This is a genomic window from Gordoniibacillus kamchatkensis (assembly GCF_000829455.1).
GTDB classification, from domain to species: domain Bacteria; phylum Bacillota; class Bacilli; order Paenibacillales; family NBRC-103111; genus Gordoniibacillus; species Gordoniibacillus kamchatkensis.
The window spans coordinates 1-14,948 of the sequence record NZ_JXAK01000036.1; the positions used below are offsets into that span (position 1 = coordinate 1).

The 14,948-nt window shown below is 50.1% G+C and carries 10 protein-coding genes; all 10 read left to right on the top strand.

Annotated features, from left to right (window positions below; translation table 11 throughout):
• The first annotated feature begins 22 nt into the window (after window positions 1-22).
• The 10 genes from SD70_RS19490 to SD70_RS19535 all read left to right on the top strand — a co-directional run bounded on the left by SD70_RS19490 (window position 23) and on the right by SD70_RS19535 (window position 14,873).
• On the top strand, window positions 23-802 hold the full coding sequence (locus SD70_RS19490; protein WP_231571316.1) for a hypothetical protein: 780 nt from the start codon (window positions 23-25) through the stop codon (window positions 800-802).
• Between the two features lie 96 nt (window positions 803-898).
• Entirely contained in the window at window positions 899-1,447 is a 549-nt protein-coding gene (locus SD70_RS19495) for a nitrite reductase (RefSeq protein WP_331436820.1), read from the top strand.
• Between the two features lie 207 nt (window positions 1,448-1,654).
• Window positions 1,655-3,433 carry a cache domain-containing sensor histidine kinase gene (locus tag SD70_RS19500; protein ID WP_041049200.1) on the top strand — a complete coding sequence of 593 codons (1,779 nt, stop codon included), beginning with the start codon at window positions 1,655-1,657 and terminating at the stop codon, window positions 3,431-3,433.
• A 3-nt stretch (window positions 3,434-3,436) separates the two neighbouring features.
• Window positions 3,437-5,041, top strand: a complete 1,605-nt coding sequence (locus SD70_RS19505) for a response regulator (protein WP_041049201.1) — start codon at window positions 3,437-3,439, stop codon at window positions 5,039-5,041.
• Between the two features lie 117 nt (window positions 5,042-5,158).
• A complete protein-coding gene (locus tag SD70_RS19510) occupies window positions 5,159-6,754 on the top strand; it encodes an extracellular solute-binding protein (protein WP_041049202.1) in 1,596 nt (531 codons plus the stop codon).
• A 28-nt stretch (window positions 6,755-6,782) separates the two neighbouring features.
• Window positions 6,783-7,739 carry an ABC transporter permease gene (locus tag SD70_RS19515; protein WP_041049203.1) on the top strand — a complete coding sequence of 319 codons (957 nt, stop codon included), beginning with the start codon at window positions 6,783-6,785 and terminating at the stop codon, window positions 7,737-7,739.
• A gap of 14 nt (window positions 7,740-7,753) precedes the next feature.
• Entirely contained in the window at window positions 7,754-8,647 is an 894-nt protein-coding gene (locus SD70_RS19520; RefSeq protein ID WP_041049204.1) for a carbohydrate ABC transporter permease, read from the top strand.
• Between the two features lie 24 nt (window positions 8,648-8,671).
• On the top strand, window positions 8,672-10,696 hold the full coding sequence (locus tag SD70_RS19525) for an alpha-L-arabinofuranosidase C-terminal domain-containing protein (RefSeq protein ID WP_041049205.1): 2,025 nt from the start codon (window positions 8,672-8,674) through the stop codon (window positions 10,694-10,696).
• Between the two features lie 4 nt (window positions 10,697-10,700).
• A complete protein-coding gene (locus tag SD70_RS19530) occupies window positions 10,701-13,082 on the top strand; it encodes a family 43 glycosylhydrolase (protein WP_231571318.1) in 2,382 nt (793 codons plus the stop codon).
• 27 nt (window positions 13,083-13,109) lie between these two features.
• Window positions 13,110-14,873 carry a glycoside hydrolase family 2 protein gene (locus tag SD70_RS19535; protein WP_041049206.1) on the top strand — a complete coding sequence of 588 codons (1,764 nt, stop codon included), beginning with the start codon at window positions 13,110-13,112 and terminating at the stop codon, window positions 14,871-14,873.
• Window positions 14,874-14,948: the final 75 nt, after the last annotated feature.

The following is a 14,948-nucleotide window of genomic DNA, read 5'->3' on the forward strand; positions in this document are numbered from 1 at the left end:
CGCATGAGGCAACGCGATAAAGATGGCGCATGAGGGTCACGATCAAGGAAGCGCCGCAGAGCATACCGGCGGCGGTCACGGCGGCCATGGCGCAGACCGGCAAACGCCTTCCGATAACTTCAAAGCATCGTTTGCATTTGCGTCTGGCGGAGCTAAGGCAAACGAAAATAAAGAGTTGACCATACAAATTACAGATAAAGCTGGCAAACCGGTTAACGATTTTCAAGTGAGCCATGAGAAGCTGCTTCATCTCATCATCGTGAATCGCGACCTGTCGGTTTTTAACCATATTCATCCCGACTTCAAAGGAAACGGAAAGTTTACGGTTACTACTTCGTTTCCGGCCGGCGGGGATTACAAATTATTTGCGGATTTCGTTCCAAACGGCGGAGCCAGCACGACACTCAGCGAATGGGTGAAGGTCGAAGGCAAAGAAGGAGAGCATGCCGCCATCACACCCGACTCCAAACTCGTGAAAGATGTTGACGGAAAAACAATCGAGCTCGCTCTAAGCAGCACAAAGCCGAAAGAAGACGTTACGCTCACTTTCGACATCCTCGATACGCAAACCAAGAAAGGAATTAACAATCTCGAGCCTTATTTGGGCGCTGTCGGGCATGTTGTGATTTTATCGGCAGATGCCGAGCAATACATTCATGTCCATCCGATCGACGAGAAAGCAACAGGGCCGAAGGCGCAATTCGCAACCTCTTTCCCGAAAAGCGGCACCTACAAAATTTGGGGCCAATTTCAACATCAAGGAAAAGTGTTTACCGTACCTTTCGTAGTCGAAGTTAAATAAGCTCGGAATTCGAGGTGTATGGTCTTGGAGGAGACAACGAAAATCGCAGTATCCCCGGCAGTTCAAATCGGAGGCAGCCTGTTTACACCGGAGCAGTTGGCAAAAATCGGCGCTATGTCAGGCACGGACGCCAAAATTGAAATGACAACGTTCAAACAGCTTTATGTCGAAGTGCCTCTCGAACGGCGTGACGCTATTAAGGGAGAACTTGAGCGTTACGGCCTTGAAGTGTATCCGGCAGGGTTCGCGACCAAAAGTCTGATCGCTTGCAATTTTTGCAAGGGGGCGGAAGAGGCGGGGTTAGAAACGGCAAGACGTTTAAATAAAGCGATTGCCGGTATTGAAACGCCTGCGCCGCTTAGGATCGGCTATGCGGGTTGTGCACTCGGCACCAGCGAGCCTTTGCTAAAGGACATCGGCGTTATCAAAATGCGCGATACGTTCGACATTTATGTAGGCGGTGAACCCAAAGGCCTTAAAGCCTCCTTAGCCAAGCTGCTTGTATCGGGAGTGGCGGAAGATCGGCTCGTTCCGGTTATTATCGCCATTATCGACTTCTACAAGGCAAATGCTAAAGGGAAAGAGAAATTCGGCAAATTCGTGAATCGTGTGACGCTCGAGAGGCTGCAGCAGATTGCGGGTTGAGCGGAATTGTTGCATCGTGCATGTTAAACTCTGATTAAAGATGCTGAGAGACCTTTCGCAGCATCTTTTTTTTCGCCTAAATAGATTTTTGTCCGAAATACTCACTTTTCAAACTCACAATTGCATTCAAACTCTTTGCATCGCCATGTAAGATAATAAGAATGACAAATCGAATTTAGCCCATCAAGCGGCAGGAGGCAGCGGTTCATGAAGATTTCCTCCCTAAAAAGGCTGATTTCACCCAGAGTAAGCATTCAGGGGAAAATCTTTGTTGCGTTCAGTCTCGTTACTTTGCTTGGAATCGTGGCCGTGACGAGTATCGTTTATCTGTATATGAGAGAAACGATCAAAAATAACGCGATTACTTCAGTCACGGACAGTATACGGCAAGCGGACGAATCGTTAAATCTCCGGCTGGAGGAAATCGGCCGTTTAAATACGGTCGTCGTTACGAATCAAACCGTGATTAACACATTGCTGAGCGCTGCGGAGGAACCGAGCTACGAATGGTTCGAAGAGCAAAAGCGGATCGAGGAGTTTTTATCCGCTGTGATTGCCTATAAGCCGTATATTTCTCGAGTTGCCGTCATAGGGCTGAGCGGAAAAGTGTTTTTCGTCGGCTCCCCTTGGCTTGATCAGAACGTAATCAAAACACCGATGATGAATTATTTGCTTCAAAACGGCTCGGGGCATGCCTATTATCATCTAACCGGCTCTGTCGACTCCATCGTTACCGGCCGCGAGATCCGATATAACCGTAGTGGAATCGGGATCGTGATGTTCGATCTGAGCGACGAGTTTATTAAGAAGACGTATGACGTCAAACCGACACCTGACAGTATGCTGTATGTCGTAGACGAGAATAACGAATTCATTTATCAGCCGAAAACAAGCGCGATCGACAAAGGAACGATCATGAAACTAAGCCGGGAGTTGGCCGGTTCGGGCGCTTCGGTGGAAAGAATCATTGATCAAAAGCCGTACCTTCTCATTAGCCGGAAATCGGAATATACAGGATGGTCCACGTTGGCGCTTGTTCCTATGAAATCGCTTTTAAACGAAACGGTGCGGATCCGCAATGTATTGGTTGAAGTAGCCATTATCGTGTTTATTATTATCGTCATCGGCACCTTGCAAGTTTCCTCAAGAATCACCAGAAATATTAGAAGACTGAGATCGATGATGAAGCATGTAATGGAAGGCAATTTGACATTGCCGTCCGTAGAAATTCAGTCCAAGGATGAAATAGGCCAGCTCTATCAGGCGTTCAAAAGGATGGTAGAGGAGCTTAATCGTTTACTTGCAGGAATCAGGACCACCGAGAGGGAGAAGCATGAAGCGGAGTTAGCTGTTCTGCAGGCGCAAATCCGTCCCCATTTTCTATATAACACGCTGAATACGGTAAAGTATTTGGCCAAGCTTAACGGAGTGCCGAATATTGTGGAAGTATCGGAATCGCTCATCGAACTCATGCGCGGCGTACTGGGGAATTCGAACGAATTTCTCTCCCTGCAAGATGAACTGCAGTATGTCCGCAGCTACGTCAATATTGAAAAATACAAATATGTAGAACCTATACATTTGAACATAGAAATCGATAATGAAGAGCTGTTGCGATGCCATGTTTTAAAGCTCATGCTGCAGCCTATTGTGGAAAATGCCATTATTCATGGGATCGCTTCCTCAGAGCATGAGGGAGTGGTGTCGATTCGAATCTATGAAGAAATCAACGAGCTGAGAATCGAAGTCAAAGATAATGGCAAAGGAATGTCGAAGGAGCAGACAGAGGCTCTGTTTGAAGCGAAAAAAGGCCAGACCGGCACACGCTTCAGCGGCATGGGAATCCGTAATGTGCATGAACGCATCGTTCGCTTGTTCGGGGAGCCTTACGGCGTCTCCCTCTACAGTGAGCTTGATGCGTATACCAAGGTGCAGATCAGATTTCCATTGCTGCCAGGCACGGATCGTATGCAACAGGGGGAATAAACGGTGTTTCGAGTATTGCTGGTTGACGATGAGGCGTTGGCACGCAACGATGTAAAAAGTATGTTGGACTGGGAAAAGTATGGGTTCACCATATGCGGCGAAGCGCATAACGGATCTGCTGCGCTTTCCTTGATGGAGCGGCAACCCCCGCATATCGCTATCATCGATGTGAGCATGCCGTCCATGAACGGAGTGGAATTGAGCCGTTTGATCAGAGAGCGGTTTCCCAAGGTGAAAATGATCATGCTGAGCAGTTTCGACGAATACGATTACGTGCGGGCTTGTTTAATTAACGGGGCCATGGACTATTTGCTCAAACATCGCTTGAACGCGGCTTCGTTGTTGGCGCTTCTGAATAAAGCGGCTCGAGATTTGCAGGTTGAAGAACGGGAGCATGAAGCCCGCAGCGCTCAGATCAAAATGCTCGAGCGCCTGAGTCCTGTCATTCTTCGCGAGTATGTAGCCAACTTGGCCAGAAATGGACAAGAGGCCGGGGAAGAGCTGCATACTTATGCTCGGGACAACCGGCTCTATGCTCATTCCGTAAATTATGGAACCGCAGCCGTACAACTCGTTCCTTTTCAGTTGCTGACGGAGCCGTTTACCGATGTACAGAAAAACCGGTTCGTGCAGCAGGCCACGGATGTGATGCAGATGGCGATTGGCGACATTTATCAGCGGACGGTAGGCTACGTCGGGGAGGGACGTTTTATCGTCCTGTTTTCTTCTACGGAACGAAGCGTACATACGGTTACTACCCAAATCAATCAAGCGATGAGCAGCCTTTCCCATTCTCTCGAGAAATTCCTTAACTTAAAATGCATCTTTGCCACAGGGCCGCTATGCGGAAGTTTGAAGCAGCTCGGAGCTAGCTACGGTACAGCCAATCAGAAGATTAACGACATTCTTTATCAGGGCACGAACGCAACGATCCAAAGAGATTCTCTGTTTATTGAAGAGCAGAAGCAATTGTTGCTTTTTCTGGAGCAGTTGGATGGGGAAAAAATGAACTCAATGATTTCAACCATTTTTGCCTCATTGCAGAGTCAGCCTGTCTACTCCATGACAGTTCAAGTCATTGTAAGCGAAATGCTTCATATTGTCGAAATGGCATTGAAGCGTCATTTTCCTCATGCAACCATTGAAGATAACAACCTCCTTCCTTCGCGAAGCGATCTTGGGCGAATCGGAAGCGTTGCCGAGCTTGAACAGTGGCTGCTGAATTACTATGCGCGCATCGTTGAGGCGCTAAAGAAACAGCATGCAGGAGGATCCTATTCGCGGCATATTTCGAAAGCTATACAATACATTACGGACAACTATGCTTCCGACATATCGTTGGAAATGACGGCGGCCGTCCTCAATCTGAATCCCTCCTACTTAAGCCGATTGTTCAAAGAAGAGACGCAAATGACGTTCAGCGAGTATTTGAACCGGGTTCGCATTAAAACAAGCTGCATGCTCATGGAATCCGGCGTCCATTCCTTGAAACAGATCAGCAGCCAGGTCGGTTTTTTGAATTATACGTACTTTTTTAAAGTGTTTAAGGCTATAACGGGTATGACGCCTCAGGCGTATGCAGATAGCTTGAAACAGTCAAATAAGTAGAATGGAAAGTCATATATGTTGAACCATCGGCGCAACAAAACTGACTATAATAAAGATCGAACCTTGGAAAACGCTTTCTTTTCCGGGGTGAAACAACTCACAGGAGGAGACGAAACAATGAAAAGAAAATGGGGGACGGTACTGCTTTCCACCTTGGTAGTTTCCGGTTTGATGCTTACCGCATGCAATTCGAATACTCCGAGCACGGGCAAGGAGAATGCGGACAAACCCAAAGCGAATGACGCCAAAAGCGTGTCTTCGGCCGGATTTCCCATCACCCAGCAACCGATCAAGCTGAAAATGTTCACCCGAACTGCGCCCGTCAACGGCCCGTTCAAAGATATGCCGGTGTTCAAAGACTATGAAAAAATGAGCAATATTCAGGTTGAATGGATCGAAGCGCCGACGGACGGTTTCAATGAGAAAAAGAACCTGTTATTCGCATCGAATGAGCTTCCGGACGCTTTGTACCGCTCGGGCCTTACACAGCTGGAGGCGATTAAATACGGTACAGGCGGTCAATTGATCCCGCTCGAGAAACTGATTGATTCGTACGCGCCAAACCTTAAAAAGCTGATGGATACGTATCCGGAGATTCGTTCAGGCATTACGACGCCCGAAGGCCATATTTATGCCATCCCGGGTATTGTGACCGTCAACTCCGCCAGAACGGACAAAAGATGGATCAACCAAGCATGGCTGCAGAAATTGAACCTTAAGGTACCTGAGACTACGGACGAACTGTACGAGGTGCTGAAAGCTTTCCGGGATAAAGATCCTAACGGCAACGGCAAACAAGACGAAATTCCGATGACTGCACGCAGCGACAAATTGTCCATCGTAACGCAAATGGCCGGATCTTTCGGATTGGATCTGCAATTTGGCTATAACATTAACCTGGAGAACGACAAGGTTAATATTTGGATGGGCAGCGATCGCAATAAAGAATTACTGATGTATTTGAACAAGCTGTATTCGGAAAAGCTGCTCGATCAGGATCTGTTTACGCAGAAGGAAGCGCAATATTTGGCCAAGCAAGGATCGGGAAATACCGGCTTCTTCTTTGACCAGACGAACAATCCGATGCTGGATACGAAAGTGAATGATCAATATATCGGCATTGCTCCGTTCAAAGGACCGCATGGCGACAGATTGCAAAGCAATGCAGCTCCGATAGCGAGAGATTTTGGAGCTTTTGCCATCACTCCGGTGAACAAGTATCCGGAAGCGACGATGCGTTGGATCGATTATTTCTACAGCGACGAAGGTTCAACTTTGCTGCGATTCGGCCGGCAAGGCGAGAATTATGAATTGCGTGACGGGATTCCCTATTATACGGCTGCCTTCCTGGCGACCGGCAATCAATCCAAAATCACCCCGTATGCCGGAGGCGGCGCGCCGCATCTGATCAGCGAGAAGGTAGCGTCTTACATCAATCCGAAGCAGGTTCAAGAAGCTCAAAAGCAGCTGGATCCGTTCATGCCGAAGGTGAAGTACGCACCGCCAATGTTTGACGAACAAACGGCTCAAAAAATCAATGTGCTGCGGAACGATATTGACAAATATTACGAGGAGCAGAGCACCAAGTTTATTGTAGGCGCCCTTAGCTTCGATAAGTGGGGCGAGTTCCAGGCCACTTTGAAGAAGATGAAAATCGATGAGCTGCAGCAGCTGTACCAAGCCACCTACGATAACCTCAAAAAACAAAAATAAGAACTGCATGCCGGCTGGAGGGCTACAGATGAAAAGTACTGCCAACCCTGTAGGCGTTGCGCCTCGATCCAAATCGAGGCGCTCCAGCCTCTATAAATCGATCGTTAGCCGATACGATCTCTACCTGATGCTGCTTGTTCCCATCGTATGGTACCTTGTGTTCCATTACGGTCCAATGTATGGTTTGCAAATCGCGTTTAAAAACTTCGTTCCAACCAAGGGTATTCTTGGCAGCAAATGGGTGGGACTGGATAACTTCGAGCGATTTGTACAATCGTATTATTTCTGGAGGCTGCTCTGGAACACCGTTTCGATCAATTTGTTCTCTCTCTTGTTTGCGTTTCCCGTTCCGATTGTTCTGGCCCTGCTAGTTAATGAAATCCGCAACAAAGCGTTCAGCAAAGTTGTGCAAAACATTACGTATATCCCTCATTTTATTTCAGTCGTAGTCATGGTGGGCATGCTGATGCTGTTTTTATCTTCGCGAGGAGGCCCTGTGAATACGATCATTCAAGCGTTCGGCGGTTCGCCGGTGCGATTTATGGAATCTGCGGGATGGTTTAAGCCAATCTTTATCAGCTCCAACATATGGCAAAATATGGGTTGGCAATCGATCATCTATATTGCGGCACTTAGCGGAGTGAACCCGCAGCTGTATGAAGCGGCCAAAATGGATGGAGCAAGCCGATTGCGGCGCATCTGGCACGTATCCGTTCCAGGCATCCTTCCGGTCATCGTCATCTTGCTTATCCTCGATATAGGCCAGCTCATGAATGTCGGCTTTGAGAAAATATTGCTGATGCAAAACAATCTGAACCTGGAAGCGAGCGACGTCATTTCCACCTTTGTCTACACCAAAGGCATTCTGCAAGGAGAGTACAGCTATACCGCAGCAATAGGCTTGTTTAATTCGTTTGTTAACTTGACGCTGCTAGTGCTCGTCAATCGCTTTGCCCGTAAAAAGGCCGAGACAAGCTTATGGTGAGGAGGGGCGATGTGATGAGGGAGCAAACGCCGGGCCAAAGGAATGCGGACGAAAAAATATTCGATGCAGTCGTCAACATATGGGCAGCCCTTATCGTGGTAGTGGTGCTGTACCCGTTAATTTTTATTGTCAGTGCATCCTTCAGCGATCCCGCTCTGGTGCTGAATGGCGAAGTGATATTGTTGCCTAAGCATATTACTCTGGATGCATACAAAAATGTATTTCAGAACGGACAAATATGGCATAGCTATGGCAATACCATTTTATACACTGTTGTAGGTACGTTGATCAATCTTCTAATGACGACATTAGCGGCCTACCCGCTATCGAGGCCAGATTTGCCCGGGCGCAAAGGGCTTATGTTTTTCATCACGCTTACGATGTTTTTTAGCGGCGGTATCATTCCATCGTATCTTCTCGTGAAACAATTGGGTATGGTGGATACGATGTGGGCGCTTGTTATCCCGGGCGCTATTGGCACATATAATTTGATTGTCATGAGAACCTATTTTCAAACAAGCATCCCTTGGGAGATCCAGGAGGCGGCTCATATTGACGGCTGTTCGAACTGGAAGCTGCTGTCGCATGTCATATTGCCGCTTTCCAAACCGATAATGGCGGTCATGGTTCTGTTTTACGCCGTCGGCCACTGGAATTCATTTTTCAATGCCTTGATCTATATCCGCAGCAAAGATTTGTATCCGCTGCAGCTCGTGATGCGTGAAATGCTGCTGATCAGTCAGGCGGATTCTTTCGATAGCAGCACGGGAATGGCAAATAAAGTGCTGCTGGCGGAAAGTATCAAATATGTTGTCATCATTATTTCCAGCTTGCCAGTGCTGGTCATGTACCCTTTTGTCCAGAAGCATTTTGTCAAGGGCGTTATGATCGGTTCTTTGAAAGGATAATAGGCGGAAGGAAGAGTTGTGTTCATGGCGCAATCAAGAGCAAAAATACAAGTGAATGCGAATCAGGTCGGCAAAGACAAAATCAATCCGTATTTGTTCGGGCATTTTGTGGAAGATATCCGCGATCATATGGATGCTATGCTGGCTTATCCTTTGAAGGATATGGATTTTGAAAGTTTGGACGGGACGTTCAAAGGGCTTTCCGGGAGCTGGCGTCCTTACACGAACGGGAAAAGCACCATATATGCCCTCGAACCTGCCGCTGCGCATCATTCCGGCCATAGTCAGCTGGTGCGAATATATAGCGATGACGAGGGATACGCAGGCGTCAGCCAAGCCATTGCGGTGAAACAAGACCGGAACGGTTACTATTTGGCTTTGTATGCAAGAGCTTCCGTCGAAATCAAATTTGTTGTCGCGGAAATAGCGGATAAGACGAGCGGGGAAGTGCTTGGTCAGGCCCGAATTGATTTGGTTAGCCACGACTGGAAGCATTATGAGTCGCGTCTTGCGGTGGAGCGGGAATGCGAGCACGCGGAGTTCAGGTTATATGTGCCTTCGGAGCATGAACGCTGGCTGGACCATGTATCCACGGGGATGCTGTGGCTTGATCATATTTCGCTCTTGCCTTCCGACAGCGTAGGCAATGTGCGTAAAGAAGTTATGGATATGACGAAGGATTTGAACGCCGGCATGATGCGGTTAGCAGGGAACTATATTAGCGCCTATCATTGGCGGCAAGCTATCGGCCCTGTATATGAGCGGCCCTGTTTCATCAATGAAGCGTGGGGCGGATGGACGAATAAGTATTTCGGTACGGACGAGTTCATTCAATTTTGCCGCGAGCTGAACGTGGAACCTCTTATTTGCGTGAACGACGGTTCGGGAACGCCGGAAGAAGCGGCCGAGTGGGTGGAATATTGCAATGGCAGTGCCGATACGCCCATGGGAAAACTGCGAGCCGCTAACGGGCATGTCGAGCCGTACGGCGTGAAGTATTGGGAGATCGGCAACGAAGTTTGGGGGCCGTGGCAGGTCGGCCATTGCAGCGCCGAGCAGTTCGCGCAGCGGTGCACGCGATTTGCCCAAGCCATGAAAGCTGTCGATCCCGGGATTGTGCTGCTCGCTTGCGGCGATACCAAAATGGACTGGAACCAGAGCGTAATCGAACGGGCAGCCGAGCACATCGATTACTTAACGCTGCATTTATATCACGGATGCAATCGGTTTGGGATGAATCATCGTACGCCCAAAGAAGAGCGCTATAAGGCAATAGTTTCTTATCCGGAATGGACGAGAGAAACGATACAGCAATTGAGGGATATGTTCGGTTCGAAAGAACGTTATGCCCATCTGAAATTGGCTGTCACGGAATACAATACGATGTACTATCCGAATACGATCCGCAAAGGGCTTCCTAATGAACATACCCTGGAAGCGGCGGTGGCGAACGCAGCGAATTTGAATGAATTTATTCGGAACAGCGACTTGGTCGAGATCGGCAGCTTCTCCGATCTTGTCAACGGCTGGCTCGGCGGGTGTATCCGGGTAGGGGACAACTATGCGGATCAATTTCGCGGCAAAACCCCGGGCTGGAGCGGCAAATCGTTAACCGTATACGGCACTCCGACCTATTATGTAATGAAAATGTATGCAAACAGAGATTTGGGCTACGTTGTGCAGAGCCATACCGAATGCGGCAGCTTTAAAGTGAATAGTCTTGTGCCTACTGTGCCGCAGCTGAATGATCTGCCGAATTTGGACGTTGTGGCTTGTATTAACGGCAATGGAGATAAATTGACGGTCTTTATGGTAAATCGAAGTCTCGGGGACACCGTTACCGAAGTGCGATTGGACGGGTTTGCAGCGTCGGGCACTGCGCAATTGCAGGAATTAACTGCTGACGATTATGAAAGCATCAATACCGTGCATAAGCCGAATTGCGTAGTTAGTGTAACTCACGAGCTGCCATTTTCGCAAAGTCAGGTGACTTGTCAGCTGAAGGCTTCTTCCGTCTACGCATTGGAAATAACTCGCCAGCGGGGCTGATCCGATGAAACCGAAGATACCGATGATGCGGAGCAGCAAGGGCTGGATATTTATTGTGGTTGCGTGTTTGTTTCTCGCGGCGATTGCGACGATACCGCTGCAGCTTTGGGGCAAGAAAGGGGCGGATAGGCCGATGGTTGCCTTGCGCCAGACGTACGAGAATCCGTTCACATTGGACGGGGAATGGGAAGATTACGGCATCGGGGATCCTTACATTCTCCGTTATGACGGCAAGTATTACCTATACTGCAGCACGAAGGATCGGAGAGTCGGGGTCAAGGCGTGGAGCTCCGACGATCTTGTGCACTGGCGTTACGAAGGTCTCGTCACGGAGGAACCCGTCAGCGAGGGCGCATATGCACCGGAGGTCGTCTATTGGAACGGATCGTTTTACATGTACACTTCGCCGGCAGGGAGAGGGCATTACGTCCTGCAAAGCGACAAGCCGACGGGACCGTTCGTGGTGAAGACGGACAATCTGGGCCTAACGATCGACGGCTCCGTTTTTATCGATGACGACGGGAAATGGTATTTCACGCACGCCAATTTTGGGGCCATCGTGGCGCACCCGATGTCCGATCCGTACACGATGGAAACGGGCTTGAAGCTGAACACCTCGCTCGGTCATTGGACGGAAGGTCCCACGATCATCAAGCGGAACGGGCGCTATTTCATTACGTACACGGGCAATCACGTGTTCAGCAAAGGGTATCGCGTCAATTACGCTGTGAATCGTGAATCTCCGACCGGGACGTATACGATACCCGAGAATAACTCGATCTTGATTTCTACCGCCGACGATTTCAACGGTCTTGGCCACAGTTCGACGGTCATGGGACCGGATCTGGATTCTTATTACATCGTCTACCACAACCTGATCGGCCGTTCGAAGGAAGGTCCTCCCGTTCGCAAGCTGAACATAGACCGGCTCGTATTCAACGGAGACAAAATGTCCGTTCTCGGGCCGACTCACGGGACGCCGCAGGAAGCGCCCGAGCTGCCGGTATTCCGGGATGCGCCCGGGGCTGCACCGTCGGCAGACAAGTGGGAGCGGGTCGTTCAAGCCGGAGGCGGCGAAGCTTATTTGGCCCGTACAGGCACGGGCAGCCGATATACGGCTGAATACAACTTCAGGTTGAATCATGTGACAAGTGCGGGTTCGGCGTCTTCACTGGATGCCAAGTATTCGCGATACGGGGATTCGGGAATTCCGCGCGCCCGCGTGGACGGGGCAGCGAAGCAGCTCAAACTGATCGATCGCGCGAACGGCGCCGAAAAAGTTATCGCCACGAAGCCGCTGCCGGAGGGCACCGATCTGACGAAGCTGCACACGATCCGTATCGAGGCGGACAGCTCGGGCACAAAGCTCTACTGGGACGGACTGCTGAAGATTGAGCAGTCCGCAATGGCCGCGAAGCCTGGCCGCATCGGCTATGCGTGGCCGCAAGGGGCGAATCCGGACCTGCACTACACCGCCTTTTCGAACGAGGCGGGCGGCAGCAGCGATACGAAGGCGATCAAACCGTTGCCCGGCACGATGGAAGCCGTTCATGGCGTTCGCGACGGTAAGCCGGCCATTCGTTCGGGAATAACGCCTGACGGCAGCGATGCCGTAGTCCTGACGAACAAGGGGGACAGTCTTTCCTACCCGGTAAACGTAAGCCAGAACGGTGCGTATCTGCTCGCGGTTAACGTTTCTAAATCCTCCGCAGGATCGACGCTCGCGGTGGAAACGAACGGAAAGACGAAGGAAATCAAGCTTGACGCTTCTTTATTTGCGGGCGATGCGGATTGGACGAAAGTACCGCTCGGCGAGTTCGAGATGAAGAAGGGGCCGCAGTGGCTGTCACTGCGCAGGTCGAAAGGGGAGATCGCCATTCGCTACGTGGAAGCGCAGCTGACGGTTCCCGTGCCGGAGCAGTCGGTCATCGAGCCGTCGGACGTCGGCATTGTCAATCGATTCGGCGGGGACCCCGGCTGGCCGGATTATAACGTTAGTTTCGATCTGACCCTTAAAGAAGATTCGACGGATGAGACAGGAATTTTGCTGCGGACGACGAATGAGTCTGAATTCCGGGATCAAGTCAAGGACGCTTTCATGGGCTACGAGCTTGCGTTTCATAACGACACGGTTGCTCTAAAGCGAGTGAGCTATGAAAATGTCAAGGAAGAGGCATCCGGTACCCTTGCCTTTACGCCCGGTCAAACTCGCCGCGTTACCGTCAAGCTGAAGGGAGCGTCGATTGCGGTTTTCTCCGATAACAGCAATGAGCCCATCTTGCTGTGGACGGATCCGAATGCGTTTCTTCATGGCCGTGTAGGCGAGAAGGGCTTATCGAGGGCATGGACGATATCGCCGTTAACGGTAACAGGAAACAAAAAATAGGTTAAGCAGAGGAGAGGAAGGTACGAGATGACAACAAAGAAATATGTGAAAAATTATCCGAGACCACAGTTCGTCAGAGATAACTGGGTCGATCTGAACGGCGAGTGGAGCTTCGGCTTCGACGACGCCAATGCAGGCGAAGCCGAAGGGTGGCAACGGACATTCGGCGGAAACCGCAAAATTATCGTCCCCTTCACGTACGAAACGAAGGCGAGCGGCATCGGCGAAGAAGAGCACCATCCTTACGTCTGGTACAACAGATCGCTGGACATTCCTGAAGAAGCTGCCGGCAAGCGAATTCTTCTTCATTTTCAAGCGGTCGACTATGTGGCGAAAGTATGGGTGAACGGCGAATACGTCGGAAGGCATCAGGGCGGCTATGCGGCATTTTCGTTCGACATCACCCGTTACGTGACATTCGGGTCCGCGAACGAGCTGACGGTCAAGGTGGAAGACAGCAAGGACGCGACTCAGCCGCGCGGCAAGCAGCGCTGGGTGGATCAAAACTTCGAATGCTTCTATGTGCAGACGACGGGCATTTGGCAGTCCGTTTGGCTTGAATACGTAGAACGGGATTACATCGATTCGGTGAAAATTACGCCTGATGTCGATGCCTCATCCGTACGATTCGAGTACCAGGTCAAAGGCGACGTGAACCTCAGCAGCAACCTCCGGCTGGAAACGATTATTACGATGAAGGACCGCCAAGTCAAGCAGGCAAGCCTGACGATCGACCGCCCTTGGCTGCAGCTCGACGTCGATCTCGTTCACGAAATGAACGGACCGTGGAAACGCTGCTACTGGGCTCCCGGGCGTCCGAATTTGTACGATGTGGAATTTATTTTGTACCGTGACGATGTCGTGATTGACCATGTCTACTCCTACTTCGGCATGAGAAAAATATCGATCGAGAAGGGCAAGGTTCTGCTGAACAATTTCCCAATCTATCAGCGATTGCTGCTGGATCAAGGCTATTGGCCGGACAGCCATTTGACGCCTCCTTCCGAGGAAGCGCTGATCCGGGATATCGATCTCCTTCTGGAGATGGGGTATAACGGTGTCCGGAAGCACATGAAGATAGAGGACGCCCGGTTCCTGTATTGGTGCGATGTCAAAGGCGTGCTTGTATGGTCCGAGATGGCGGCGACCTTCGAATTTAACGATAATGCGGTTCAAAAATTCACGGAGGAGTGGATGGAGATCGTTCGCCAGCAGTACAACCATCCTTCCATCATTACGTGGGTTCCGTTCAACGAATCATGGGGAATTATGAACATTTACAAGGATCAAAAGCAGCAGAAGTTCACCGAAGCGATCTATCATTTAACAAAAGCGTTCGATCCGAACCGCCCGGTCGTAACGAACGATGGCTGGGAGCATACGGTGTCCGACATTTTGACGCTGCACGATTACGAGGAGAGGAAGGATCGCTTCCTGAGCCGTTATGCGAACAAGGACGAGATCGTGAACAACGAGAAGACGTTCAACCAATGGAAATACGCTTTCGCCGACGGCTACAGCTACAAGGGGCAGCCGATTATCGTGAGCGAATTCGGCGGCATCGCGTTCAAGTCCGACAAGGGCTGGGGCTACGGCGAACAGGTCGCTTCGGAAGAAAAGTTCCTGGAACGGTTTCGCGGCATCCACGAAGCGATCAAGCAGACGAATTACATCGTAGGATACTGCTATACGCAAATTACCGACGTCCAGCAAGAGGTGAACGGTCTCTTGACTGAAGATCGCAAGCCGAAGGTGCCGCTTGACAAGATCAGGGAGATCAATCTTTCCTGACGAATCCGGCGGAATAAACGGCAAAATCACCCTCTTCTGCGGCCAGTTTGGCGCAAAAGAGGGTGATTTTCTCGT

Excerpts from the sequence above, each read along its gene's own strand:
- SD70_RS19515 (WP_041049203.1), top strand. The coding sequence starts at position 6,783 with ATGAAAAGTACTGCCAACCCTGTAGGCGTTGCGCCTCGATCCAAATCG.
- SD70_RS19520 (WP_041049204.1), top strand. The coding sequence starts at position 7,754 with ATGAGGGAGCAAACGCCGGGCCAAAGGAATGCGGACGAAAAAATATTC.
- SD70_RS19530 (WP_231571318.1), top strand. The coding sequence starts at position 10,701 with ATGAAACCGAAGATACCGATGATGCGGAGCAGCAAGGGCTGGATATTT.
- SD70_RS19490 (WP_231571316.1), top strand. The coding sequence starts at position 23 with ATGGCGCATGAGGGTCACGATCAAGGAAGCGCCGCAGAGCATACCGGC.
- SD70_RS19510 (WP_041049202.1), top strand. The coding sequence starts at position 5,159 with ATGAAAAGAAAATGGGGGACGGTACTGCTTTCCACCTTGGTAGTTTCC.
- SD70_RS19525 (WP_041049205.1), top strand. The coding sequence starts at position 8,672 with ATGGCGCAATCAAGAGCAAAAATACAAGTGAATGCGAATCAGGTCGGC.
- SD70_RS19500 (WP_041049200.1), top strand. The coding sequence starts at position 1,655 with ATGAAGATTTCCTCCCTAAAAAGGCTGATTTCACCCAGAGTAAGCATT.
- SD70_RS19535 (WP_041049206.1), top strand. The coding sequence starts at position 13,110 with ATGACAACAAAGAAATATGTGAAAAATTATCCGAGACCACAGTTCGTC.